We start from the raw sequence: 23,548 nt of genomic DNA on the forward strand, positions 1-23,548 counted from the left end.
GGCCTAGACCTCGAAATTGCCGGCGCGGAAATCCATCGCGAACGCCGGCGACGCCTTCCACTTGATCGATTTCGGCTTCGCCGTAAACGTCGCGTTCTGGTGCAGCACCGTGTAGGCGGGATCCTCGCGCTCAGCGATTTCAAGCATGCGGGCGAACGCCTTCTTGCGCGCCGCGCGGTCGATCGAGGTCTCTAAAAACTCCGAGAGCGTGTTCAGCTCGGCATTGGTCCATTCGCCGATCTGCTGCTGCTGGCCGTTCGGGCCGTGCTGGGCGACCAGCGACGACACGGGGTCGTTGAAGGCGGCGGAATTCGACCAGTCGCGCACCGCGCGGGTCGGCGCGCGTTCCATGATCTGCGACCAGTTTTCCTTGGTCTCGATCTGGACGTTGAGGCCGACCGACTTCCACATCTCGACCAGCACCTGCGCGGTCGCGACCTGGTTGGTGTAGTAATTGTTGAGCAGGCGATACGGGATCGGATCGCCTTTGTAATTCGCCTGCTTCAACAGATCCTGCGCGAGTTTCGGATCATAGGCCGGTACGCTCCAGTCGGCGTTGAACATGTCGCCGTAGAATTCCCACTGCAGGCCCTTCGGCACCCGGGTACGACCGGCCCACAGGCTGTCGACGATCGCCTGGCGGTCGATGGAATGGGTGAAGGCGCGCCGCACCAGCGGATTGGCGAGCTGGGCGTGGTTCTTGTCGAACACGGTCAGGCGGTGATTGAGGATGGTGCCGCCCTGCACTTCGAACGCGGAATTCTTCTCGATGCCGGCGATCTGGTCCGGCGGGATGTCGCAGGCGAACTGATACTCGCCCGACAGCAGCCCGTTGATGCGGCTCGCGACCTCGGGCACTTCGAGGAAGCGGATGCGCTTGAGCGGCGGACGGCCGCCCCAATATTCGTCATGGGCTTCCAGCGTCAGCGACACGTCGGGCTTGAGCTCGACGACCTTGTAGGGGCCCGTCGTAACAGGCTTGCGCGCCCAATCGAGATAGCTTGCGGATTCGGCCCATGCGCGGCGGTTTGCGATGTCGGAGCCGTAGCGCGACAGCCGGCCCTCGATGGTGACGTCGGGCGTCGCGTTGTAGAAGCGCACCGTGTATTTATCGACGGCGTCGACGCGGACGAGGTCCGGCCAGATCCGGCGGGCAACGGCGGGCACATCAGGCGGCAATTCCTTGCCGGGCTTCGGCATCGGGATCTTCTCAAAAGCCTGGATGGTGGAACGGCTCTTGGCCTCGGTCTCGCCGAACATGCGTTCGCGGCTGAAGGTGAAGACGACGTCTTCGGCGGTCAGCTCGTCGCCATTGTGGAACTTGACGCCCTGGCGCAGCTTCACCTCGACGGTCTGGTCGTCGATGCGGCGCCATTCGGTGGCAAGGCCCGGCACGGCTTCGAGGCTGCCGCGCCAGTTTTTCGAGATCAGGCCTTCCCAGATCGATGAGAAGAACACGCGCTCGCCGACATTGGACTGCTCGCGCAGCACGTCGAGCACGTTCGAATTGGTGACCTTCTGCACGGCGATCGTCACCGACGGACGGTTGTCGGCCTGCCCAATGGCAAAGCGCGGCAGCAGAAGCGTGCCCGCGACAGCGCCGCCGGACTTCAGGATGGTACGACGGGTGAGTTTGCTCATGGCGATAGGCCCTGACCTTTGTGATGCCGGTTATTCAGCGAGACCAAGCGCGGCGAGATGGGCTGCGCCGGCGCGGACGTTGTCGTGGTTGCGGAGTTCGAGGATCAGCCGCGGGTTCGACGTCAGCCGGCCCAGCGCGCGGAACACGGCGACCCAGGGGATGTTGCCCTCGCCCGGCGCCCAGTGCCGGTCGGCAAAGCCGTCGGTGTCCTGGAGGTGGACATGCGTCAGCATGTCGCCGGCGGTCTCGACGTAATAATCGACCGGCGGCGCGCCGGTGGAGATGTGCGCGTAGTTGGCATGACCGGTGTCGAGGGAGACGCGGACCTTGCTGCTTTCAAGCGCCTTGGCGAGCCGCACGCGGTCGCGCGGGTCCTTGTCCTCGATGTTCTCGATGACGATCTCGCAGCCGATGGTTTCGGCGCGCGCGATCACCTCGGCGAGCGTCGCCTTGACGCGTTCGACGATATTGCCGCGATTGTCAGGATAGAGATCGAGATTGTTGTGATCCCAGGTCGTGAACGGCGAATGGATCACCATCTGCGTCGCGCCGAGGAATTCGGCTGCGTCCAGGCCCTGAAGCAGGCGCTTGGTCACCGCCTGGCGGATCAAGGGATCATGGCTGTCGATCTTGAAACCCCAGAACGGGCCGTGGATGCCGAGCCGGCCAGTGTGGCCCGAGAGCATCTGCTTGATCTCGCTCGCGGTGCTGCGCCAGTCGCTGTCGAGCAGGTCGGCGCGGAAGAAGTCCTGGATTTCGAGATCGCGCTGCTTGTCGAGGAGCCAGTCACGATGGGCGGGGATCGATCTGATGGATAGTGCGGCGCCCAACACCGGCTTCGACATGGCTTGCTCCTTGACCGTCAACGATGACAAGGGCAGCGCTAGACCAGTTCAGTGACAGGCCCGTGAAATGCAGGTTCCGTAAGCCGGACGAGATGTGGACATCCCGGGGATCACTTGCATCGATTTCAGGCAGCAGCGAATGCAGCGCGTGCAGGCGCATGCGTCAGCGCGCAGGATCAAGCGATTTTGAGTCCGTAGTGATCCGGAATGGAATCCTAACCATATGTCGCGTACATCGCGGACATCGATCGGCGGCCTTCCAAGGGCATCACCTTCTGATCGCGCACCACGGGGTTGGGGGACCACCTGGGGCGGGGGGTCTAAAGGCTGGGGCAAGGTTACGAGGTCCGGACTCCTAGGCACTCCGGACCTCGTGCTTTCTAGATTGAACGTGATTTCGCGCCGCCGGCCTCATGAGCCGCGCGGCGCGATCTCGTTTAGACCCCCTGCCCGATCACTTCGGCACGTTCCGCTCGAGATCCTCGAGCCAGGCCGCCGCGCTCGAATCCGACGGCGCGCGCCAGTCGCCGCGGGGCGACAATGAGCCGCCGGACGAAACCTTCGGGCCGTTCGGCATCGCCGAGCGCTTGAACTGGCTGAAGGCGAAGAAGCGGCGCAAAAACACCTCCAGCCAGCGGCGGATCTCGGGAAGATCATAGGCCCTGCGCTTGTCGCTTGGGAATGCCGGCGGCCACTCGCCCTTGGCGACATCCTTCCAGGCGTGCTGCGCCATGAAGGCGATCTTGGACGGGCGCATGCCGAAGCGCAGCGTGTAGAACAGGTTGAAGTCCTGGAGCTCGTAGGGACCGACGGAGGCCTCCGTGCTCTGCGGCTTCTCGCCGGGCTTGACCGGAACCAGCTCGGGCGAAATTTCAGCCGACAGGATCGAGGTCAGCGTCTTGTTGACGTCGTCGCTGACTTGCTTCGAGGCGATCACCCAGCGGATCAGGTGCTGGATCAGCGTCTTCGGCACGCCGGCATTGACGTTGTAATGCGCCATCTGGTCGCCGACGCCATAGGTGCACCAGCCGAGCGCGAGTTCGGAGAGATCGCCGGTTCCGATGACGATGCCGCCGTGATGGTTGGCGAGCCGGAACAGATAGTCCGTGCGCAGGCCCGCCTGCACGTTCTCGAAGGTGACGTCGTAGACCTGCTCGCCCTTGCCGAAGGGATGGCCGATGTCCTTCAGCATCTGCGTCGCCGTGGTGCGGATGTCGAGTTCCTGCCACTTGGTCTGCAACGACTTCATCAGCGCCAGCGCATTGGTCTTGCTCTCGCTGCCGGTGGCAAAGCCCGGCATGGTGTAGGCCAGAATGTTTTCGCGCGGCAGGCCGAGCAGGTCGACGGCCTTGGCGGCAACGATCAACGCATGGGTGGAATCGAGCCCGCCCGAGACGCCGATCACGACGCGTTTGGTGCCGGTCGCGCGCATGCGCTGCACGAGGCCGGCGACCTGGATATTGTAGGCCTCGTAGCAGTCTTGCTCGAGCAGGCTCTCGTCGCTCGGCACGAACGGGAAGCGCTCGATCTTGCGCAGGAAGCCGATATCGGCGGCCGGCGGCTTCAGGGCAAAGCTGATCCTGCGATAAAAGCCTTCACGCTGCCGGCGGTTGTCGTCGAACGTGCCCATCAGCGCACGCTCCTGCCTGAGCAGGTCGAGGTCGACGTCGGCAGTGGTGATCTGGCCGCCCTGGCGGAACCGCTCGCCCTCGGCCAGCAGCCCGCCATTCTCGTAGATCGAGGTCTGGCCGTCCCAAGCGAGATCGGTGGTGGATTCCCCAGCGCCTGCCGCGGAATAGACATAGGCAGCAAGGCAGCGCGCCGAGGTCGATTGGCACAGCAGCGCGCGCGAGCGTGCCCGGCCGATCGTGATCGGGCTGCCCGAGAGATTGATCAGCACGCTGGCGCCGGCAAGCGCGAGCTCCGAGGCCGGCGTCACCGGAATCCACATGTCCTCGCAGATCTCAACGCCGATGGTCAGGCCCGGGACATCCTCGGCCGCAAACAGGAGGTCCGTGCCGAACGGGGCATGCAGGCCGCCAAAGGCGATCGTCTCGCCGGCGATGCCGGTGCCGGAGGCAAAATGCCGCCCCTCGTAGAATTCGCGGTAGGTCGGCAAATAGCTCTTGGGCACCACGCCAAGCACGTTGCCGCGATGGATGACGACCGCGCAATTGTAGATGCGATGGCCGAAGCGCAGCGGCGCACCGACGATCAGGACGGTCATCAGTGTCGCAGAGGCCTCGACGATCGCGGCGAGCCCGCGCTCGACCGCATCAAGCAGCGGATCCTGCTTCACCAGATCCTCGATCGCGTAACCGGACAGGCACAGCTCGGGAAACACGGCGACCGCCACCGACTGCTCGTGGCAGGCATTGGCCGCCGTCAGCACCGCCTTCGCATTGGCCGTGGGATCGGCCACATGAGAGGTGGTGACGCAGGCCGCCACGCGCGCAAATCCGTGGGCATAGATCGAGTGGAAAGTCATCGCGTACCCTTAACCTCTTCCCGGCCGGCCGTAGCCGTCAGCTCCGGACCATATGTAACCCATTATGTAGTCCATGGACCTCGCCCCGTGCAGGCCATCCGCCGTCATGCATAACGGATTTGCGCGTCGGTCAGGCGCTGCGGGCGAGCACGCCGGACAGATCGTCCCGCAGCCAATGGGCAATCCGCGGCCAGGCCTGCGCGTGGGTCCGCGCGCCCATGAACAGGCCGAGATGGTTGCTCGGCTCGGAGGCCGCAGCCATGAAGGCCGGCGGCGTGCCGACAAGCCCTGATGTGGCGAGCGCCTGCGTCGCCGGCACCACATCGTCATCGAGCCCGGCCAGCAGGAAGATCGGCGCCTTGACGTCTTTCAGGTCAATCCGGCGGCCGAGCGCGATGAAGTTGCCGACGGCGATCCGGTTCTCCCGGAAAATCCAGTTGACGATCTCCAGATAATAAGTGCCGGGCAGATCGAGGGGCTCGACGTTCCATTGCTCGAAGCGCGCGAGCAGCGCCGCGCCCTCTTCGTTCGAGAGCTCCTTCTGCAAAGCGGCAGCGATATCCTCGCGGCTTGGCGTTTTCGACCAGACGCGTAGCATCTCTTTGCCGCTGACATTGCCGCCGCCGCGCGCCACGAGCTGGTCGTAGACCATGCCGGGAGCGTTGCGGGCGAGCCGCGCCATTGCCGAGTCGATCGATAAATCGACCGGCGCGCCCACCAGCACCAGCCGACGCACCTTGGCGGGAAAGCGAGCCGCGTAGAGCAGCGACAGCCAGCCGCCCTGGCACAGGCCGACGAGATCGACCTGCGCGCCGATCTCATCGATGGCGACGTTGAGATCGGACAGATAGCTGTCGATCGAGAGATAGCGCATGTCAGGCGAGGCGGAGCGCCAGTCGGTCAGGTAGACCCGGTCCACGCCGCCATTTTGCAGCGACTGCACCACGCTGTGCCCGGGCGCGAAGTCGGCGATCAAGGCCCGATGCAGCGCATAGGGCGCGCAGACCAGCGCCGGCTGGCCCGACCGCGCCCGTGAGCAATCGCGCAGGCGCATGGTCGCAAGCTCCAGCGCCACCGTGCTCGGCGTCGTCCACGGCAGGCCACTGTCGCCGGGCTCGGGCGTCCCCCGCTCCATCCACCAGAAACAGGCATCCATGGCGAGCCGCGCCGCCGCAAATGGCCACAGCAGCGGCTCGTCAGCGACGTGATCCGCTTCGTCCAGCTGTCTGCCTGTCTTCTGCGCCACGGTCTATCTCGCACCTCTCACAAGAATGCCTCGAAGCTGATCACCGACATGCCGAGCTCGGCAAAACTGCGATGCGCGGCGGCCACCGATCCGTCGAGATCGATGCCGCGGCAGGCATCCTCGATCACCACGATTTCGAACCCGGCCTTGCGGGCATCTTCCGCCGAGAAGCGGACACAGAAGTCGAGCGCGAGACCCGCGACGAAGACGGTCTTCAGCTCGCGCTCGCGCAAATAGCCGAGCAGGCCCGTCGGCGTCCGGTGGTCGTTCTCGAACAGCGCGGAATAGGAATCGATGCCGCGGCGAAAACCCTTGCGCACCACGAGGTTTGCCCTGGCGACATCGAGCCCTTCGTGGAATTCGGCGCCGGCCGTGCCCTGCACGCAATGCGTTGGCCAGAGCACCTGGGCGCCATAGTCCAGCTCGATGGTCTGGAACGGCTGCTTGCCCGGATGGTTCGGGGCGAAAGAGACGTGATCGCCCGGATGCCAGTCCTGGGTCAGCACCATATTGCTGAATTTTTGGGCGATGCGGTTGATCGCGGGCACGACCTTCTCGCCGCCGGGCACCGCCAGCGCGCCGCCGGTGCAGAAGTCGTTCTGCACGTCGATCACCAGCAGCACGTCGCGGTCGGAAATCTTCATTGCAAGGCCCTGTTCAGCCGTCCGGCGCGACAGGCGCCGAAACGCTTCAGTCCATTGTCGATCTTCCCGCGATGCTTCGCAACACCGACGACATGCGGCGATATCGCGCGAACGGCCATCGATCGTCAGGATGCAACGGTTTGGCTTCGTCCGTGTTGACTAGGGGCAATCAAGCGAGGATTCTCAGAGCCGTCCGCAAACTGCGGGTCGGATCAGGAGTGGAGGAAAGGTTCCCGAAGGCCGGCATGGCCGCGGCAGCCACAAGGTCATGAGTATCGGCAAGACAGGCAAAATTCTTCTCGCCGATATCGGCGGCACCAATGCGCGCTTTGCGTTAAGCCAAGGCGAATCGGACAGCGGCGACCAGCTCGGCCCCATCGACTATGTGAAGGTCGCCGACTTCCCGACCGTCCGGGAAGCCATGGCCGACGTTCTCGCGCGCCGCGCCGATGGCGATCAGCCGAAAAGGGCCGTGCTGGCTGTCGCGGGTCCTGTGACCAACAACCGCTGCGTCATGACCAACAGCCCATGGGTCATCGACGGCAACGAGCTTCAGCCGGCGCTCGGCTTCGACAGCGTCCATGTGCTCAATGATTTCGAGGTGGTGGCTTGGTCCCTGCCCGCCCTGGAGCCCGCCGATCTGATCCCGCTCGGCGGTCAGGATGGCCTCCCCGGCGAACCGCTGCTGGTGGTTGGACCCGGAACCGGCTTTGGCGTCTCCTGCCTGGTCGAGCGCCATGGCGCGCGGCTCGCCGTCGTCACCGAAGCGGGACACGCGACGCTGCCGGCGGAGAACGAGCGCGAAGAGCGCGTGATCGCATGTTTGCGCAAGCGCTTCGGCCATGTCTCCATCGAGCGCGGCGCACTGTCCGGCTCCGGCCTGCAAAGCCTCTACGAAGCGCTGGCCGAGGTCGACGGCGCCGAGGTGCCGCACCGCGACGCGGCCGCCATCACCAAGGCGGCGCTGGACGGCAGTTGTGCGCACAGCCGCGCAACGCTCGATATGTTCTGCGCCGTCCTCGGCTCCGTCGCGGGCAATCTCGCGGTGACCTTCGGCGCCCGCGGCGGCGTCTACATCGCCGGCGGGATCGTGCCGCGCTTCCCCGAGTTCCTTGCAGCCTCGGCCTTTCGCGCGCGCTTCGAAGCCAAGGGACGCTTCCAGGACTATTTGCGCAACATCCCGACCCGGCTGGTCACCAAGCCCGATGCGAGCTTCGTCGGCCTGAAGATGTTCGCCGACCACAATCCGGATTGAGGCGCGGCCGGCTCTGACGTCGTCCGGTCCGTTAACTATGCACAGCTGATTGCACCGAAGGCGGGGTTCCACGCAGGATCGTGCTTGCCCGACTGTTTCCGTTGGGAAACAATTCGCTCAGTGTGTGGCGTAGTTGCGGGGGCGTGGCATGCGTAAGCAGGATCTGGGTTTCGACTATCACCGCTATCACCGTCTGCTGCTCGAGGCGGACGACGAGGACAAGCGGCAGGCGCTGATCGAGCTCTTGATCGAGGAAAAGGCGCGTGACCGGCTGGCCGCGCAGCGCGCCTCGGATCGCGCCGCCATGACGGCGCACACAATCGCTAACGTGCTGAAGAACGGCCGCAACTGAGACTTGCGGGACCGCCCATCACTCGCGGCGAACACGCAAGCGATTGCGATTGCGTTAACGATCCCTCGAAAGCTCGCGTCAAACTTTTTGCTCTAAAAGTTCCCTCACCTGATGCAATTCAGGATCAACACAAAGGGGGGAATGAACATGAGCATGATTTCGCTCGCCGCGATGCCGGCTGCCGTCGAAACGCGTTTTGCCGATTCTGCCTTCAAGACCATCGTGCTGTTCTGCTGCGTGGGCCTGGTCGCCTCGTTCGGCCTGATGGCGCGCGGCATCGATCTCAGCGCCGGCCTGATCTGAGACCGCATCAAGTTCTTCCGTGAAGTGGCCGCCCCGAACGGGCGGCCATTTTCGTTGATAATGTCAGCGTTGCGCCGTCGCTCAGTGAGGCACCTTGGCGATCGCGTCCGGAAACAGCGTGTCGATCATTGCCTTGAGCTGATCGAGGGAAATCGGCTTGCGCAGGATCGGCCTGCGGCGGAGCAAGGACGGCAGCAGCTCCGGCCCGTAGCCGGTGGCGAACAGGAACGGCTTGCCGCGGCGCTCGATCAGGTCAGCGACGGGATCGACGTAAAGTCCCTTCAGATTGATGTCGAGGATGGCGAAATCATATTGCGCGGTCATCGCAAAGGCGCTCGCGTCCCGAACATTGTCCGCTTCCGCGGCGACGTGGTGGCCGAGCTCTTCCACCATGTCCGCCATCATCATCCGGATCAAGGCTTCGTCTTCGACCAGGAAAACGGAGAGTCTGTCCGCCATATCAACCCCGCAATCAGCGTACGAAGCTAATCATACCCCAATTGCGGAGAGGATTCACGAATTCGTGGCGGGCGCCGTTAATTCAGGCGTCCGCCATCCGATTCAACTTGATCAATCCAATCCGCGCTCGTGGCTGAGGCGCACCATCTCCTGGACGAAGACCTGCTTCTGCTTGTCATCGAGGCTCGAATAAAGCGGCTCGGCGGCGTCGGCGACATTGCGCTGGTCGGCGGCGCGGTCGATCAGGAATTGCGATTCGTTGCGCATCTGCTCGATGATGTCATCAGGCGGATCCCGCTTGGCGCGGGTAACCCGCAGGTTGAGCCGCTCTGCACCATTGTGCCCCAAGTAGTGCATAGCGCTCGAGAAGCCGAACCAGTGCTTCTCCTGATCGGGCGTCAGGTTCAACTCCGTCTTGATCCGCTCGATATAGGAATCGCTGTTGGCAACGATCTGCTCTGCGGTCTGTTGCGGCGCGCCGGCCTGGGTGAGGACGGGGACGTCCTTGTTCTCCTGCGGCGCATTCTTGGCTTCCTTGCTCGCCTTGGCGCCCTTGCCCGCCTTTGCGTTCTCCTTGGCACTCTTGGTATCCTTGTCCTTGCCAGCGCCCGGCTGCTTGGAATCCTTGCTGGCGTCCTTGCTCGCATCTTTGGCGGCCGGCGCCGGCTGGCTGCCGCTGTTGTTGTTGACGCCGAGCACGCCGGTGAAGACACCGACCACGCCGCCGATTGCGCCGCCCAGCACGCCGCCGACGGGCCCGGCCGCCTTGTTCCCGGCTGCGGCGCCATCCTGAACGCCCTTGACGAGGCCCTGAGCATGCGCGACCGCGGCTGCGCCGAGCAGCAATCCCACCACGGAGCCCAGCGCGATCCATCGCCGCAGGTGAAGCCGCGCGGGCGGCGCCGGGTTGATCATTCTGGTCTCCATCATCGATCTGATTGGCCTGTCGGGGTGGGAGCCACCCGTCGGTTGCAACTCTATCGTTTCCGCCACTCCGAGGTCCAGACGCAGTCAATCGCTGTCCACGCCCGAAAAGTCTTTCGCGCGAAGCGGTTATGCAGGCTTATTCGAAACTGCGGCGTAATTGCGCACGGATCGTTCCAGGCCGGCCCGCGCGAAGTGTGCGTCGCAAAAGAAGAACGCGCGGTTCATCTCCGGCGCGCGACGCGCGAGGCCCTCCGCGGTCTCAGGCACAACGTTAGTTCTAGACGATAGCCATTCGGATTTCTCGACAGACGCAATCAATCATGATCTGATCGCGCTACCAATTTGCCGCGCCTCGCGTGATTTGCCGCCGGGGCGACGGTGCCAAAAAGAAACTCCGAACGACAAAATCAAAAACAAGAACTCCGAAATGCCAGAGGAAACGCCAGAACAATAAAACACCCAAGCGAGGAAACGAGATGTCACGCAAGACACTGACGCGACGTCAATTTGTGGCTGCCACTGCAATGTCCTCCACGGCGCTGATCGCGGCGCCCTATGTCCGAGGCGCCTACGCCGCCGGCAAACTCTCGATCGGCTTCTGGGACCACTGGGTGCCCGGCGCCAACGATGCCTCCACCGCCCTCGTCAAGGAATGGGGCGAGAAGGAGAAGGTCGAGGTTTCGATCGACTACATCACCAGCAACAACAAGAAGATCGAGCTCACCGCGGCGGCCGAAGCCCAGGCCAAGTCCGGTCACGACATTCTTCAGATGCCGAGCTGGTGGCCGCATGCCTATTCGGAGAATCTCGAGCCGCTCAACGACGTCATGGAGCCGCTCATCAAGCAGAACGGCGAAGTGAACGGCACCGTCAAATATCTCGGACAGTCGGGTGGCAAATGGCTCGCGGTGCCGGCAACGCCGGGCAGCCAGATCAAGGGCCCCTGCTCGCGCATCGATTTGATGAAGAAGCACGCGGGCATCGACGTTCAGGAAATGTATCCAGCAGGCGCGCCGCCGAAGGCGGACAACTGGACGTTGGAGACGTTCCTGAAGGCGGCGGAAGCCTGCCACAAGGCCGGCTTCCCCTTCGGCATCGGGCTCGGCGAGACCACCGACAGCGTCGACACGGCGGGCGCGATTTTCCAGTCATTCGGCGCCGAACTCGTCAATGCCAAGGGCGACGTCACCGTCAAGACCGACGAGGTGCGGCAGGCGCTCGAATTCTACAAGAGGCTGATCGCCGTGCTGCCGACCGATGCGCCGTCCTGGGACGACGCCTCCAACAACAAATGGCTGATCTCGGGCCGTGGCGCGATGATCATGAACCCACCGAGCGCCTGGGCCGTCGCCAAGCGCGACGCACCGCAGGTCGCCGAGCAATGCTGGACGCACGGCTTCCCCTCCGGTCCGAAAGGACGTTTTGCGCCCTTCCTGCCCTACTTCTGGGGCGTCTGGGCCTTTGGCAAGAACAAGGAAGCGGCCAAGAGCTTGCTCGTTCACCTGTCCTCGCCAGCGGCGATCGAGAAGTTCGTCGCGGCGAGCGGCGGCTACGATCTCCCGGCCTACGCGAACATGACGAAGTTCAAGACCTGGGCCGAGGAAGGGCCGCCGAAGGGCACGCTCTTCCACTATCCGGACCCCTACAAGCAGCAGACGATGTCGATCGCCGCGTCACCAGCACCGCCCAAGATCGCGCAGCAGATCTATTTCCAGGCGACGCTGACCAAGATGGCGTTGCGCTTCGCGCAAGGAGAAAAGCTGGACACGGCGCTCGCCTGGGCCGAGGGCGAGTGCGAGGGCTTCATGCGGACCTGAGCCGGGTGTGTGCCATGGCGGTTCATGCCCTCTCGCATGAGCCGCCGAGGCATCCCTCGATCGATCCGCATGCCGAATGAAGCCGAGCGCTGTACCGGCTTCGCCGTTCTACAAGTCCCTGCAAAAAGGCTCACGCCATGGCCGATATCGTCGTCGAGCAAGGTCGTCTCGTCCGTGCTGCGAGCCCGCGCAAGCGGGCCAGCCTCCAGAATGTGCTCGGGCGCAAATCGACCGTGGCGTTCTTCCTGACGCTGCCGCTGATCCTGCTGATCGTGCTGCTGGTGCTCTATCCCGCCTTCTATTCGGTCTATTTGGCGACGCTGAACAAGGCGATGACGAAATTCGTCGGCCTCGGCAATTTCACCTTCCTGTTCAAGCGCGAGACGTTCTGGATGGTGGTGAGGCAGTCCTGCATTTTTGCGATTACCGCCGTGGTCTTCAAGGCGCTGATCGGCTTCATCGTCGCGCATTTCGTCCACAACATTCCGGGCAAAAAGCAACGCAAATGGCGCGGCATGCTGCTGGTGCCCTGGGTGATCCCGCCGGCGATGAGCACGCTGGCCTGGCTGTGGTTGTTCGATCCCTCCTATAGCGCCTTCAACTACACGCTCTCCTTCTTCGGTGTCGGTCCGATCCCGTGGCTCGGTGACACCTTCTGGGCGCGCTTCTCCGTCATCCTGGTCAACGTCTGGTACGGCGCGCCATTCTTCCTGATCATGTATCTGGCCGCGCTGAAATCCGTCCCCGATCAGCTCTATGAGGCGGCGTCGATCGACGGCGCCAATTGGTGGCAGAAGATCTGGCACATCACGCTGCCGATGATGCGCAACATCATCGCGATCACCACGCTGTTCTCGTTGATCGTGACTTTCGCCAATTTCGACATTGTGCGCATCCTCACCTCCGGCGGCCCGCTCGATCGGACCCATCTGTTCGCCACCTGGGCGTTCCAGGTCGGCATCCAGAGCAGCGACATCCCGCTCGGCGCCTGCGTCTCGCTGTTCATGGTGCCGATCCTCGCCGTCGCCGCGATCTTCATCCTGCGCGATGTCAACAAACGTGGGAACGAAGCCTGATGAGCACGCTCGCAATCGACAAGGCGGGACCGACGCGCAAGGTCAAACTCAGCAGCATGAGCCGGGACCGGACATGGGCGCTGCGCTGGTCCTACTTCTTCCTGGTGCTGTTCGCGATCTTCTTCCTGACGCCGCCTGCCTACATGCTGATCACATCTCTCAAGAGCAGCGCGGAGATTTCGGCGGCGACCAATCCGTGGTGGGTGTTTCATCCCACTCTGTCGAACTATGTCGAGCTGCTGACCTCGAACCAGTTCCTGCGTTTCTTCTGGAACTCGTCGATGATCTCGATCATCGTCGTGATCGTGACGATGCTGATCAGCATCCCCGCGGCGTTCGCACTGGCGCGGATGAAGTTCTGGGGCTCTGCCACGCTCGCGACCGGCGTCTTTCTCACCTACCTGGTCCCGGACAGCCTCCTGTTCATTCCGCTGTTCAAGATGCTCGCGGTGATCCAGGAGTTCACCGGCGTCACCCTGCTCAACCGATGGTACGTGCTGGTGTTCATCTATCCGACGCTGACCGTGCCGTTCTGCACCTGGATCATGATCGGCTATTTCGCCTCGATCCCGAAGGAGCTCGATGAAGCCGCCATCATCGACGGCGCCTCATGGCTTCAGACCCTGACGCGAATCTTCATTCCCGTGGCGCTGCCGGGGCTGATCGCCGCGACCATCTTCGCCTTCACGGTGTCCTGGGCCCAATTTCTTTATCCGCTGGTGTTCACGACATCCATCGATCAGCTGGTGCTGCCGGTCGGCATCACCACCACCCTGATCAAGGGCGACGTCTTCAACTGGGGGCAGATCATGACCGGCGCGCTGCTCGGCGCGGCCCCGCCGCTGGTCATCTACGCCTTCCTGATGGACTACTACATTGCCGGCCTCACCGCCGGCGCGACAAAGGGTTGATGTCTCATGGCTGACGTTACGTTGCGCAAGGTCGTCAAGCTCTACGACGATGTCGAAGCCGTGCGCGGCATCGACCTCGATATCTCCGACCATGAGTTCATCGTGCTGGTCGGCCCCTCCGGGTGCGGCAAATCGACGACGTTGCGCATGATCGCAGGGCTCGAGGATATCACCGACGGCGACATCATGATCGGCGGCGACGTCGTCAACGACGTGCCGCCGAAAGACCGCGACATCGCCATGGTGTTCCAGAACTACGCGCTCTATCCGCACATGACCGTCGCGGAGAACATGTCGTTCGGGCTGCGGCTGAAGCACTATCCCAAGGCCGAGATCAACGCGCGGGTGACTGAAGCCGCCCGCCTGCTCGACATTACCGACCTGATCAATCGCAAGCCGAAGCAGCTCTCCGGCGGCCAACGCCAGCGCGTCGCGATGGGGCGCGCCATCGTGCGTAATCCCAAAGTCTTCCTGTTCGACGAGCCGCTGTCCAATCTCGACGCAAAACTGCGCGTGCAGATGCGGATCGAGATCAAGAAGGTGCACCAGAAGGTGCGCACCACCACGGTCTACGTCACCCACGACCAGGTCGAGGCGATGACATTGGCTGACCGCGTCGTCGTCATGAACAAGGGCCGCATCGAGCAGATCGGTACGCCTAACGAGCTCTATCACAAGCCGGCAACGCGCTTCGTCGCCGGCTTCATCGGCTCGCCCGCGATGAATTTCATCCCGTGCCGGCTCGAGGACGTTGCCGGCACAGTTCAGATTCGTCTCACAGACCGTATCGCCTTCCCGCTGCCGCCGGCTCGCGCCGCCCGCTACAACGCGCTGCCGCGCAGCGAGAAGCTGCTGCTCGGCATCCGGCCCGAGCACCTCACGGAGTGGCATGCGCATCTGGAGCCCGGCGTCGAGACCTTCGACACCGTGCTCGACGTCACCGAGCCAATGGGGATGGAGACGCTGGTCTATTTCGGGCTCGACGGCACGCCCGTCTGCGGCCGCGTCGATCCCAACGCAGGCGCTGCGGACGGGGCTCCCATGCGTTTGGCGATGGACCTCAACAACATGCACCTGCTAAACGATGAGACCGGTGTCGTGCTGTGATGCCGGTCCAAGAAACGCAAGCAGGCGGGGAGCAATGGCGACCAACAAGAAGAAGATTTTCGTTACACAAACTTTGTCGCAGGGGGCACGCGCCCTTCTCACCCAGCGGGACGATATCGAGCTCGTCGAGTTTCCCAACCTGATCTCGGCCAAGGATTTTGAGGCCCTGCTGAAAAGCCATGCGCCGGTCCATGGCGTGGCGCTCGGCGCCACCGCGTTCGGCGAGACCGAGCTTGAAGCGTCCGGGGACATGAAAGTGGTGACCCGCATCGGCGTCGGCTACGACGCCGTTGACGTGCCTGCCCTCTCCCGCCGCAAGGTGCCGCTGATGGTTGCCGGCAGCGCCAACTCGCCCTCGGTCGCCGAGCAGGCGCTGTTCATGATGCTGACGCTCGCCAAGCGCGCGCAGGAGATGCACGCCTGCGTCAAGGACGGCCAATGGGCCAACCGGCTCGGCATGCTGCCGTTCGATCTCTACGGCAAGACCGTGCTGATCATCGGCTTCGGCCGTATCGGCACCCGCACCGCCAAGCGTTGCCAGGCGATGGAGATGAAGGTGCAGGTCTACGATCCCTACAAACCCGCCGCCGACATCAAGGCGGCCGGCTGCGAGCCCGTCGCTGATCTCGACGCCGCTCTGCCCAACGCGGATTTCGTCACCATCCACTGCCCGAAGACGCCGGAGACGATCGGCCTGTTCGACGCTGACAGGATCGGCCGGATGAAGCCGAAGTCCTATCTCATCAACACCGCGCGTGGCGGCATCGTGAAGGAAGCGGCGCTGTACGACGCGCTGACGTCCGGAAAACTCGCCGGCGCCGGCATCGACGTGTTCGAGGTGGAACCGCCGCCGGTCAGCAATGCTCTGTTCGCGCTGCCCAACGTCATCATGGCCCCGCATGTTGCGGGCGTCACCGTCGAGGCGGTCCAGCGTATGAGCGAGCAGACCGCGCGCAACATTTTGAGCGTTCTGGACGGCGATCCCATCCGGCAGAACATCATCAATCAGGACGTGCTGGGCTGAGCCGACCGAAGGCCGGGCGGCCTCATCCGCCCGCCTTCGGAACGCCAGAATGCGTCCCATTTTGGTGCAGATCGAGCCCCAACTCAGCCTTAATCAAACCCGCGTAATAAGCCCAGCCGCGGCGGCAGTGGGACAGACTTGCCGGCCGCGTCGAGCTGGAGGATGGACCCTTGTCAGAGATCGACCCGACCGACCAAACGCTGGCGGCTATCGCCAGCATTTTGGAGCACCCCGAGCCTGCTCTCGTCGTTCGTGACAGCGAGGCCGAGACCGAGACGGCGGTCGCTGATGAGCACGTCACTGATGAGCATCAGGCCGCCGGCGAGCACCTGGAGGTCAACGAGCACGAGCATCCCGTGGTCGATGAGCAGCCGCTTGTGCCTGATCACACCGATGCCGACGGTTACAGCAAGGTCGGCCCCGGGCCCATGGTGGCGATCCGCCTCAAATGGACGGTGCATCGCGGCGATGATGGCCAGTACTACGTCCACGAGACCATCGGCGAGCAATCCACGCCCGTGGTCAGCGGCCCCATGACGAGCGAGGCCGCCGTCCATTTCGCCGACGCTCACGCGGACGAAGCACACCATCGCTTCGAGCTGCTGCGCAGCGAGATCTCCGGCCGCAGCTCGCTCGCCGACTACGAACGCAAGGGCGAAGCGTAATTACTTCCTGCCCAGAAAATCCTTCTTCACGAGCTCGACGCCTGCGTGCCGCAACAAATCGTAGGCTGTCGTGACGTGAAAGAAGAACTGCGGGACGCTGTTGGTGAGCAGCAGCGTCCGCCCGGTGAAGGGCATCTCGGTGCCGTTCTTGAGCCTGAAGAAGACCTTCAGCTCCGCTGACGCATCGATCTCGGCGCGCGGCAGGCTCTCAATGAATTCGATCGACGTCGCAATCCGCGCCTGAAGCCCGGCCATGTCGTGCTCCAGCACCGGCAGCGCCACCGGCTCGCACTGCGCCAGCAGGGCCGGCGCGACGGTGGCGTGGCGGCAGGCCTCGCCGATCTGCTGCGCCAGATCATACATGTTCGGCGCCATGCGCATCCCCAGCAGGACGTTCGGGTTGAACTTGCGGGCCTCGGCATAGGCCACGCCCTTGTCGAGCAGGACGGACATGTTGCGCAGGTAAGGCACGAAGAGGCCGACCGAGGCCTCGTACATCGAGATCGTCACCTGAGGGCTTCCTTTCAATTCCGCCTCGCCAGCGGCGGGCATCTGGTCTAAATCCAAGTCTCAAGTGCTGCACAATGACAGCTCGGGCTTGGGTGGAGAAGAGATGATCGTTCGAATGACCGTTCGAATCCTGGCGGCTTTGGCCGTGGTGTTGCTGGCAAGCCTTTCGGCCCACGCGCAGCAGGCGGCGCCCTCGCGCCTCGACGATATCATGAAGCGCGGCACTCTGCGCGTCGGCATGACCGGCGACTACAAGCCCTTCACCTATCTGGACAAGACCACCCAGCAATTCAGCGGCTTCGACGTCGACATGGCCGAAGCCCTCGGCAAGGCGCTCGGCGTCAAGGTCGAATACGTGCCGACGGCCTGGCCGAAACTGATGAAGGATTTTGAGGCCGACCAGTTCGACATCGCCATGGGCGGCGTCTCGGTTACACTCGACCGGCAGAGGAAGGGCTTCTTCTCGATGCCGATCATGCGCGAGGGCAAGACGCCGATCGCGCGCTGCGCCGACACGGCCAAGTACCAGACGCTCGCCGACATCGACAAGAAGGGCACCCGAATCATCGTCAATCCCGGCGGCACCAACGAGCGCTTCGCCCGCGCCAACGTCAAGGAGGCCGACATCACCGTCTTCCCCGACAACACCGTGATCTTCGACGAGATCGCCAAGGGCAATGCCGATCTGATGATGACGGATGCCTCCGAGACCCGCTACCAGCAGAAGCAGCATTCAGGCGTGCTCTGCGCGGTGCATCCGGAAAAACCGTTCGACTTCTCCGAGAAGGCCTACTGGCTCCAGCGCGACATGGCGCTGAAGGCCTTCGTCGACCAGTGGCTGCACATCTCGATGGAAGATGGCAGCTACAAGAAGATTTACGCCGCCTGGTTCGACTAAGATGCGGAGGAAATTGGTGCTCGCGGCCGCGCTCGCAATTGCCGGCAGCGCGTTAGGACAGCCCATTTTCACGCCAGCGAGCGGGCCGGGTTGCAAGGACCAATCCAAGGCTGAATTTGGCCTGTGGACCTGCCCTGGACCGGCCGACTACGTCGTCCGCTTCACCGACGAAGGCAACATCGTCTCGCTCACGATCGCACCAAAGCGTTCGATCGAGAAGGTGCAGGGACCGACGGCGCAATGGCGCGGCGGCGGCAAGGCCTTCGGCGACAAGGTGCAATGGATCGTGCGCTCCGGTGTCCCGAAAGCCGCCGTGATCCGAACCTGGCGCCGGCCGGATGACGATGAGCGCGAAATCCAGGAGCTCTCGGTTTTCGCGATCAATGGCGAGAAGGCCTGCCTCTTTGGTGCGGTCGAGATCCACGCCGACAAGGCCAACGAGGCCGCCCTCGCCCGTGCCGAGCAGGCCGCGGAGGCGCGCTGTCGGGAGAAGTAGCCGGCGGAGCTCACCTCGCGGCGGCTGGTCGCACCGGACCGCCTCGCCCAACTGTGAACCCAGTTCGGCGTTATTGAACCCGAACCCGAGGGAGGACGACTCATACGGACAACAGTGATCTAGATCACTTTCTGCGTTCGAACCGGGGCGTAAGCGTCGGCGCGGGGACCACCTTGTTCAGGAGATGCAAGATGAGGAAGCTGTTGGCCACGGTCGCATTCCTTTTGGCGAGCACCGCAGCGCAAGCGCAGTACAGCTTCGACTATGGCGGGCGCACCATCCGGATCGATCCCGACCGCGGCACAGTGTCGATCCCCGGCGTCTACGACAACACCGGCCAGGGCAAGGCCAGGAAGGCCAAGAGCGACGCCAAGGGCGGCGCTCCGAAGGCAGACCCGCAACAGGCCAAGGTCGACCCGCAACAGCCGGCCAATCCTGCACCGCCCCCCGCACCTGTCGCCGCGCCTCCGGTGGCCGAGCAGGCTCCTGCCCAAGCTCCCGTGGCCGTGGCGCCTCCTGCTCCGCCGGCACCTCCGGCCACTAGCGCAAACAATGCGCCGGCCGAGGAGGCCCTTGTGCCGCCGCCTCAACCCGCTCCAAGCGCTGCCCCGACGGTCGCCGCGGTACCGCCCGCACCGCCGCCGCCGGCAGCCCCGACCGTGGCTGCCGCGCCCCCGGCGCCGCCGCTTCCACCAGCTCCGGCCCCTGCCCCCGTCCAGGCAGCCGCCATTGCCCCGCCGGCTCCCGCAGCGGCCGCCACGCGCGATCTCAATTCACCGCTTGGCGTGTGGCTCACCGAGGAAAAGGAAGGCAAGGTCCGCATCGAGCAATGCGGAGCCAATCTCTGCGGCTATTCGGTCGACAGCAAATCGAACCAGAACGGCGAGCAGGTCCTGATCAACATGAAGCCGGCCAAGGACCAGAACAAGGAACAGAAATGGTCCGGCCGCATCCTCGACCCCAACAACGGCTCGACCTATGATTCCACGGTCACGCTGAAGGGCACCGACCGGCTGCGGGTGCAGGGCTGCGCCTTTGGCGGCATGTTCTGCGGCGGGCAGACGTGGACGAGGCTGAACTGAGTTCGGACTCACACGCACGAGGCGATTTGCGAACACCCGTTCGCGGTGGCAACCTGACAGATATCTTCCTGAGCCCCGGCGATTAGCGTACAGGTCGACAAACGCACGCGCGTTTGTCGAGACCCGTGATGACTTTGCCGCCCCCTCGAAACACCCCCGCCGTGCCCAGGATCGTCATTCCGGGATTTGCGGCCTTCGGTGTTTCGGGCCACTCGTTCAACGAGCTTCTGCATTTCAAGAACGAAAGTCTGAGTATCGGCCTGACGCCCCGGATCCTGGTGCCGCGCGCGACCGACGAACGCATTGCGGCGGAAATCGGTGCGGAGCGTGTGCTGGACATGCTCCCTGCGTTCGAGGTCAACGCCGAGAACTTCGTGTTCTCGACGGCGACATTCGCGGACACCGCCCGTTTTTTTGCTCCGCTGCGCGCCTGGCTGGATGCGGAAGGTCTTGATAGATCCGACATCATCTACTTCCCGCGAGGACACCCGATCCTCATCCGCGGTATCGGCAGGTGGCTCTCGGAGCGGCCGGACGACAAGCGTCCCGCTGTGTTCTTCCGCATCATCGGGGACGAATTGACGGACCTCGACACCGGGCGATTCAAGCCTCGCGCGGCCTTTTACCGGCTGGCGTCGGCCGATCTCGCCGATATGCCAGGCCGAGACTGCGTGTTCTTCCTGGTGAACTCGAAGGCCAAAGCGCGCTCGGTAGCCCGCGTGCTTCGCCGGCGTTCCTTCATGATGCAGCATCATTTCGGCAGGCCGCCCGATACGACGCAGGCGACGGAAGCGAGCGGCCCGACCGTCTATGTGCACGTCAACGGCAGGTCAGGCATATGCCTGACCAATCTCGGCGAAGCGATCAAGCGCGTCCACGCTGTCGAACCCACCGCAAGATTTCTGATCAAGCCTGCCGGCGACATCGCCGAAACAATGGCCGCCCTCGATCTGGTCGATCGTCCTCTCGTCGAAATCCTTCCGTTGCAGGCGACCATGGCGGAGTACTTTGGCAATCTCGCGCGATCTACGCTGGTGATGCTGGCATACGAAGCCCAGCCTTATCGGTTTCTGACCTCCGGCGTTTTCACGGAGGCCGCCAGTCTGGGCAAGCCCGTGATCGTGCCTGATGGCACCTGGATGGCCGAGAAGATCGCGGAGGGCTACGGCGTCGGCCTGTCGTTTGCTGACCATTCGGCGCAAACACTGGCTGAAATCATCTTGGAGGGCCTTCAGCACTCGCACCAACTCGCTTCCGCTGCACAACAACTCGCTCCGCGCCTCGCGGAGGAAACCGGTTTGCGGCGATTTATCGAAACCATGATGTCCCTCTCCCGGACCTCGCCCGACATGGAGCCGGGTTACCAGATTGGCGACGAGATCAATTTCAGCGATGCACTCGATTCACGCGGCTTCGTGGGGAATGGCTGGAGCGAAACCGAACAATGGGGCACATGGACCATCGGCAGCCGCGCTGAACTGTCGGTGAAACTCGGCGCGAAACCGGACAGGCAACTTTTCCTGAATGCTTTCGCCTTCGCCCATTTGCCGCGGCAGAATCATGAGGGCGTGAGTGTCCGCGTCCACTGCGGCGATAGGCAAATAACCGAGTGGACATTCACGCCCGCGGAAGCACAGGGCGGTCAACCGCGCTGGTTCTCGGCGCCGCTTCCCGCTCCCGGGCATCTTGAAGCGGTCTTGAACTTTTCCTTCGAAATCGAAGGCGCGAGCTCGCCCTTTGCCGAGGGATTGAGCCACGACAAGCGGATGCTCGGGTTGGGTGTTTGCAAGCTGTCGATTGCCGAGGTGGCGGAAGGCTCCACGAGCGCGATCGAGCAAGCGGTCGAGCAGGAGCCATCACCACCCGAACCTGAGAACGCCGGCCTGCTCTCCCGGCTGCTGACTCGGGTGCGAGGGTGAGCCACCTCACAGAGGCCTCCCGGGACGTGACCGCTCTCACATCGACCGCTCCAAGCCCATGACAAGGTGCTCGCAGATTCAACCGCAGGGGCTCGTCATGAACGGCTTTCGCAAGTGTCTGTTAGCAACCATCGTCGCCATCGCGTTGCCGGCCGCGCAGGCCAGCGCCAGTACCTTTGACGGCGCTTGGAATGTCCGCATCTCATCCTCGAGCGACACCTGCGGCAACGGCTCGACGGTCTCGATCGGCATCAACAACGGTCAGATCGCGTCGAGCAATGCGATGGTGACAGCGTCCGGCCGCGTGGCCGATGCCGGCAGCATCAACGTCACCCTGAGCACCGGCATCAAGCGCGCGGTTGGCTTCGGTCGACTCAGCGGCACCTCCGGCTCCGGCACCTGGCGCGGCACCATGTGCACGGGAACGTGGACGGCGGAGCGGATGTGAGTTCTCTCCCTGCACCCCGGATCGGCAACGCATCGCCAGAAGGCGATGCGTCTTGTCCGGGGCACGAGAACTAGCCCAGTGCCGCGCCGTAATCTGCGTCCGTCACCGGATCGAGCCAGGTCGAGAACACGCCGTCGAGCGCTTCCTGCATGGCGATATGGCACATGCTATTGTTCGGCGAAGCGCCGTGCCAGTGCAACTCGCCCGGCGGAATCCAGACGGTGTCGCCGGGACGGATTTCCTGCACCGGCCCGCCCTTGGTCTGGACGCGGCCAACGCCCGAAATCACATACAGCGTCTGCCCGAGCGGGTGATGATGCCAGTTGGTGCGCGCGCCCGGCTCGAACGAGACGCGCGAGCAGTTCAGCCGTGCCGGCGCGGGCGCCATAATCACGGGATCCTGCAACACGGTGCCGGTGAAGTGTTCCTTGGGCGCGCGGCGGGTCGGCCGCGTGCCTGCGACGGTGATTTCCATGGGGTCCTCGTTTCCTTGCCGGTTTTCTTGCCTGTTTTGTGGCCTGTTACTTCTTGCTGGCCGCGTAGCGCGCCTTGGTTTCGGCGTTCATGGGATAGAGGCCCGGCAGCGCGGCGCCGTTTTTCACCTCGTTGACGATCCAGGCTTCCATCCGTTCCTGCTCGACGCCCTCATTGAGCACGTGCTCGAGCATCGCCTGCGGGATCAGCACGCAGCCGTCCTGGTCGGCGACAACGATGTCGTTGGGGAACACGGCGACGCCGCCACAGCCGATCGGCTCGCCCCAGCCGACGAAGGTGAGGCCCGCAACGGAAGGCGGCGCGGCATAGCCATCGCACCACACAGGAAGATTGGTGCCGAGCGTGCCCTCGACGTCACGTACCACGCCGTCGGTGACGAGCGCAGTGACGCCGCGCTTCATCATGCGGGCGCAGAGGATGTCGCCAAAAATGCCGGCATCGGTGATGCCCATGGCGTCGACCACGGCGATGCAGCCTTCCGGCATCGCCTCGATCGCAGTGCGGGTCGAGATCGGCGACGACCAGGATTCCGGCGTCGCCAGATCCTCGCGCGCCGGCACGAAGCGCAGCGTGAAGGCCGGTCCCACCAGGCGCGGCATGCCTGGACGCAGCGGACGCGCGCCGCGCATCCAGATGTTGCGCAGGCCCTTCTTCAGCAGGACCGTGGTGATGGTGGCAGTGGTGATGCCGGCGAGGGTCTTGCGGGCTTCGGGGGACAGCGACATGGACGAGAACGAGCTCCGGATGGGCGGGAAAGAACGCGCGCATCTTGCGAGCCGCACGCGTTGCGTCAAGGGCCAAAGGGCCGGCAATAACGCAGGTCCGCAAGGCCGTTATGCGGCACGATAACAAGGCTTTATCGCTTGCCCCAGCATTAATTTATTGGACTTGCGGGCGCATTTACGCGAAGCAGGGACAAAGCGGAACTCAAGGTCGAGC

The 23,548-nt window shown here is 63.7% G+C and carries 24 protein-coding genes; 14 read left to right on the plus strand and 10 right to left on the minus strand.

Annotated elements, in window-relative coordinates; all coding sequences use genetic code 11:
- Window positions 1–3: 3 nt before the first annotated feature.
- The 5 genes from BMW89_RS19010 to pncA all read right to left on the minus strand — a co-directional run bounded on the left by BMW89_RS19010 (window position 4) and on the right by pncA (window position 6,865).
- Complete coding sequence (locus BMW89_RS19010; protein WP_092028544.1) at window positions 4–1,641, minus strand: ABC transporter substrate-binding protein; 1,638 nt, start codon at window positions 1,639–1,641, stop codon at window positions 4–6.
- 30 nt (window positions 1,642–1,671) lie between these two features.
- Window positions 1,672–2,487: a sugar phosphate isomerase/epimerase family protein gene (locus BMW89_RS19015; protein ID WP_092028903.1), complete on the minus strand. Its 816-nt coding sequence runs from the start codon at window positions 2,485–2,487 to the stop codon at window positions 1,672–1,674.
- A gap of 454 nt (window positions 2,488–2,941) precedes the next feature.
- Window positions 2,942–4,975: an NAD(+) synthase gene (locus tag BMW89_RS19020; RefSeq protein WP_092028545.1), complete on the minus strand. Its 2,034-nt coding sequence runs from the start codon at window positions 4,973–4,975 to the stop codon at window positions 2,942–2,944.
- Window positions 4,976–5,105: 130 nt separating this feature from the next.
- The gene (locus BMW89_RS19025) at window positions 5,106–6,221 is read right to left on the minus strand and encodes an alpha/beta fold hydrolase (RefSeq protein ID WP_092028546.1); all 1,116 of its coding nucleotides are present in this window, start codon (window positions 6,219–6,221) and stop codon (window positions 5,106–5,108) included.
- 17 nt (window positions 6,222–6,238) lie between these two features.
- Window positions 6,239–6,865, minus strand: a complete 627-nt coding sequence (gene pncA / locus BMW89_RS19030) for a bifunctional nicotinamidase/pyrazinamidase (RefSeq protein WP_092028547.1) — start codon at window positions 6,863–6,865, stop codon at window positions 6,239–6,241.
- Between the two features lie 268 nt (window positions 6,866–7,133).
- On the opposite strand from pncA, the gene glk reads away from it, so the two are divergent.
- From glk to BMW89_RS37955, 3 genes are all read left to right on the plus strand, one after another.
- Complete coding sequence (gene glk / locus BMW89_RS19035; protein WP_092028548.1) at window positions 7,134–8,120, plus strand: glucokinase; 987 nt, start codon at window positions 7,134–7,136, stop codon at window positions 8,118–8,120.
- 148 nt (window positions 8,121–8,268) lie between these two features.
- The gene (locus BMW89_RS19040) at window positions 8,269–8,472 is read left to right on the plus strand and encodes a hypothetical protein (protein WP_092028549.1); all 204 of its coding nucleotides are present in this window, start codon (window positions 8,269–8,271) and stop codon (window positions 8,470–8,472) included.
- A 147-nt stretch (window positions 8,473–8,619) separates the two neighbouring features.
- Entirely contained in the window at window positions 8,620–8,775 is a 156-nt protein-coding gene (locus BMW89_RS37955) for a hypothetical protein (protein WP_177196166.1), read from the plus strand.
- Window positions 8,776–8,856: 81 nt separating this feature from the next.
- On the opposite strand, the gene BMW89_RS19045 is transcribed toward BMW89_RS37955, so the two are convergent.
- Together BMW89_RS19045 and BMW89_RS19050 are read right to left on the minus strand one after the other, a co-directional pair.
- On the minus strand, window positions 8,857–9,234 hold the full coding sequence (locus tag BMW89_RS19045; RefSeq protein WP_092028550.1) for a response regulator: 378 nt from the start codon (window positions 9,232–9,234) through the stop codon (window positions 8,857–8,859).
- A 111-nt stretch (window positions 9,235–9,345) separates the two neighbouring features.
- Window positions 9,346–10,149, minus strand: coding sequence for a Spy/CpxP family protein refolding chaperone (locus tag BMW89_RS19050; RefSeq protein ID WP_092028551.1), 804 nt, complete (start codon window positions 10,147–10,149; stop codon window positions 9,346–9,348).
- Window positions 10,150–10,637: 488 nt separating this feature from the next.
- Between BMW89_RS19050 and BMW89_RS19055 the strand changes: the two genes are divergently transcribed.
- From BMW89_RS19055 to BMW89_RS37960, 6 genes are all read left to right on the plus strand, one after another.
- Window positions 10,638–11,978: an ABC transporter substrate-binding protein gene (locus BMW89_RS19055; protein WP_092028552.1), complete on the plus strand. Its 1,341-nt coding sequence runs from the start codon at window positions 10,638–10,640 to the stop codon at window positions 11,976–11,978.
- Between the two features lie 137 nt (window positions 11,979–12,115).
- Window positions 12,116–13,054: a carbohydrate ABC transporter permease gene (locus tag BMW89_RS19060; RefSeq protein ID WP_092028553.1), complete on the plus strand. Its 939-nt coding sequence runs from the start codon at window positions 12,116–12,118 to the stop codon at window positions 13,052–13,054.
- Window positions 13,054–13,965 carry a carbohydrate ABC transporter permease gene (locus BMW89_RS19065; protein WP_092028554.1) on the plus strand — a complete coding sequence of 304 codons (912 nt, stop codon included), beginning with the start codon at window positions 13,054–13,056 and terminating at the stop codon, window positions 13,963–13,965. Before BMW89_RS19060 ends, BMW89_RS19065 begins: the two co-directional genes overlap by 1 nt.
- Window positions 13,966–13,971: 6 nt before the next feature.
- Window positions 13,972–15,072, plus strand: coding sequence for an ABC transporter ATP-binding protein (locus BMW89_RS19070; RefSeq protein ID WP_092028555.1), 1,101 nt, complete (start codon window positions 13,972–13,974; stop codon window positions 15,070–15,072).
- 34 nt (window positions 15,073–15,106) lie between these two features.
- The gene (locus BMW89_RS19075) at window positions 15,107–16,096 is read left to right on the plus strand and encodes a hydroxyacid dehydrogenase (protein ID WP_092028556.1); all 990 of its coding nucleotides are present in this window, start codon (window positions 15,107–15,109) and stop codon (window positions 16,094–16,096) included.
- Between the two features lie 170 nt (window positions 16,097–16,266).
- Window positions 16,267–16,761: a hypothetical protein gene (locus tag BMW89_RS37960; protein WP_177196167.1), complete on the plus strand. Its 495-nt coding sequence runs from the start codon at window positions 16,267–16,269 to the stop codon at window positions 16,759–16,761.
- On the opposite strand, the gene BMW89_RS19085 is transcribed toward BMW89_RS37960, so the two are convergent.
- Window positions 16,762–17,259 carry a DUF1993 domain-containing protein gene (locus BMW89_RS19085; RefSeq protein ID WP_092028905.1) on the minus strand — a complete coding sequence of 166 codons (498 nt, stop codon included), beginning with the start codon at window positions 17,257–17,259 and terminating at the stop codon, window positions 16,762–16,764. It abuts the gene before it with no gap.
- Between the two features lie 127 nt (window positions 17,260–17,386).
- On the opposite strand from BMW89_RS19085, the gene BMW89_RS19090 reads away from it, so the two are divergent.
- The 5 genes from BMW89_RS19090 to BMW89_RS19110 all read left to right on the plus strand — a co-directional run bounded on the left by BMW89_RS19090 (window position 17,387) and on the right by BMW89_RS19110 (window position 22,114).
- Window positions 17,387–18,169: a transporter substrate-binding domain-containing protein gene (locus tag BMW89_RS19090; protein ID WP_092028557.1), complete on the plus strand. Its 783-nt coding sequence runs from the start codon at window positions 17,387–17,389 to the stop codon at window positions 18,167–18,169.
- A 1-nt stretch (window position 18,170) separates the two neighbouring features.
- Window positions 18,171–18,665: a hypothetical protein gene (locus BMW89_RS19095; protein WP_092028558.1), complete on the plus strand. Its 495-nt coding sequence runs from the start codon at window positions 18,171–18,173 to the stop codon at window positions 18,663–18,665.
- A gap of 191 nt (window positions 18,666–18,856) precedes the next feature.
- On the plus strand, window positions 18,857–19,747 hold the full coding sequence (locus BMW89_RS19100) for a DUF2147 domain-containing protein (protein WP_092028559.1): 891 nt from the start codon (window positions 18,857–18,859) through the stop codon (window positions 19,745–19,747).
- 128 nt (window positions 19,748–19,875) lie between these two features.
- Window positions 19,876–21,666, plus strand: a complete 1,791-nt coding sequence (locus tag BMW89_RS19105) for a glycosyltransferase family protein (RefSeq protein ID WP_143062793.1) — start codon at window positions 19,876–19,878, stop codon at window positions 21,664–21,666.
- Window positions 21,667–21,763: 97 nt separating this feature from the next.
- Window positions 21,764–22,114 (plus strand): hypothetical protein, encoded by a 351-nt coding sequence (locus BMW89_RS19110; protein ID WP_092028561.1) that lies wholly within the window; start codon window positions 21,764–21,766, stop codon window positions 22,112–22,114.
- Window positions 22,115–22,184: 70 nt separating this feature from the next.
- On the opposite strand, the gene BMW89_RS19115 is transcribed toward BMW89_RS19110, so the two are convergent.
- Complete coding sequence (locus BMW89_RS19115) at window positions 22,185–22,589, minus strand: (R)-mandelonitrile lyase (RefSeq protein WP_092028562.1); 405 nt, start codon at window positions 22,587–22,589, stop codon at window positions 22,185–22,187.
- A gap of 46 nt (window positions 22,590–22,635) precedes the next feature.
- Window positions 22,636–23,334 carry a ribonuclease activity regulator RraA gene (locus BMW89_RS19120; RefSeq protein WP_092028563.1) on the minus strand — a complete coding sequence of 233 codons (699 nt, stop codon included), beginning with the start codon at window positions 23,332–23,334 and terminating at the stop codon, window positions 22,636–22,638.
- Between the last annotated feature and the right edge of the window lie 214 nt (window positions 23,335–23,548).

The sequence above is a fragment of the Bradyrhizobium sp. OK095 genome (assembly GCF_900109945.1).
GTDB lineage: Bacteria > Pseudomonadota > Alphaproteobacteria > Rhizobiales > Xanthobacteraceae > Bradyrhizobium.

What these genes read in the sequence shown, in the direction of transcription:
- BMW89_RS19010 (WP_092028544.1), bottom strand. Translation starts at nt 1,641, where the DNA reads ATGAGCAAACTCACCCGTCGTACCATCCTGAAGTCCGGCGGCGCTGTC.
- BMW89_RS19015 (WP_092028903.1), bottom strand. Translation starts at nt 2,487, where the DNA reads ATGTCGAAGCCGGTGTTGGGCGCCGCACTATCCATCAGATCGATCCCC.
- BMW89_RS19020 (WP_092028545.1), bottom strand. Translation starts at nt 4,975, where the DNA reads ATGACTTTCCACTCGATCTATGCCCACGGATTTGCGCGCGTGGCGGCC.
- pncA (WP_092028547.1), bottom strand. Translation starts at nt 6,865, where the DNA reads ATGAAGATTTCCGACCGCGACGTGCTGCTGGTGATCGACGTGCAGAAC.
- glk (WP_092028548.1), top strand. Translation starts at nt 7,134, where the DNA reads ATGAGTATCGGCAAGACAGGCAAAATTCTTCTCGCCGATATCGGCGGC.
- BMW89_RS19040 (WP_092028549.1), top strand. Translation starts at nt 8,269, where the DNA reads ATGCGTAAGCAGGATCTGGGTTTCGACTATCACCGCTATCACCGTCTG.
- BMW89_RS37955 (WP_177196166.1), top strand. Translation starts at nt 8,620, where the DNA reads ATGAGCATGATTTCGCTCGCCGCGATGCCGGCTGCCGTCGAAACGCGT.
- BMW89_RS19045 (WP_092028550.1), bottom strand. Translation starts at nt 9,234, where the DNA reads ATGGCGGACAGACTCTCCGTTTTCCTGGTCGAAGACGAAGCCTTGATC.
- BMW89_RS19050 (WP_092028551.1), bottom strand. Translation starts at nt 10,149, where the DNA reads ATGATCAACCCGGCGCCGCCCGCGCGGCTTCACCTGCGGCGATGGATC.
- BMW89_RS19055 (WP_092028552.1), top strand. Translation starts at nt 10,638, where the DNA reads ATGTCACGCAAGACACTGACGCGACGTCAATTTGTGGCTGCCACTGCA.
- BMW89_RS19060 (WP_092028553.1), top strand. Translation starts at nt 12,116, where the DNA reads ATGGCCGATATCGTCGTCGAGCAAGGTCGTCTCGTCCGTGCTGCGAGC.
- BMW89_RS19065 (WP_092028554.1), top strand. Translation starts at nt 13,054, where the DNA reads ATGAGCACGCTCGCAATCGACAAGGCGGGACCGACGCGCAAGGTCAAA.
- BMW89_RS19070 (WP_092028555.1), top strand. Translation starts at nt 13,972, where the DNA reads ATGGCTGACGTTACGTTGCGCAAGGTCGTCAAGCTCTACGACGATGTC.
- BMW89_RS19075 (WP_092028556.1), top strand. Translation starts at nt 15,107, where the DNA reads ATGGCGACCAACAAGAAGAAGATTTTCGTTACACAAACTTTGTCGCAG.
- BMW89_RS19085 (WP_092028905.1), bottom strand. Translation starts at nt 17,259, where the DNA reads ATGTACGAGGCCTCGGTCGGCCTCTTCGTGCCTTACCTGCGCAACATG.
- BMW89_RS19090 (WP_092028557.1), top strand. Translation starts at nt 17,387, where the DNA reads ATGACCGTTCGAATCCTGGCGGCTTTGGCCGTGGTGTTGCTGGCAAGC.
- BMW89_RS19095 (WP_092028558.1), top strand. Translation starts at nt 18,171, where the DNA reads ATGCGGAGGAAATTGGTGCTCGCGGCCGCGCTCGCAATTGCCGGCAGC.
- BMW89_RS19100 (WP_092028559.1), top strand. Translation starts at nt 18,857, where the DNA reads ATGAGGAAGCTGTTGGCCACGGTCGCATTCCTTTTGGCGAGCACCGCA.
- BMW89_RS19105 (WP_143062793.1), top strand. Translation starts at nt 19,876, where the DNA reads ATGACTTTGCCGCCCCCTCGAAACACCCCCGCCGTGCCCAGGATCGTC.
- BMW89_RS19110 (WP_092028561.1), top strand. Translation starts at nt 21,764, where the DNA reads ATGAACGGCTTTCGCAAGTGTCTGTTAGCAACCATCGTCGCCATCGCG.
- BMW89_RS19115 (WP_092028562.1), bottom strand. Translation starts at nt 22,589, where the DNA reads ATGGAAATCACCGTCGCAGGCACGCGGCCGACCCGCCGCGCGCCCAAG.
- BMW89_RS19120 (WP_092028563.1), bottom strand. Translation starts at nt 23,334, where the DNA reads ATGTCGCTGTCCCCCGAAGCCCGCAAGACCCTCGCCGGCATCACCACT.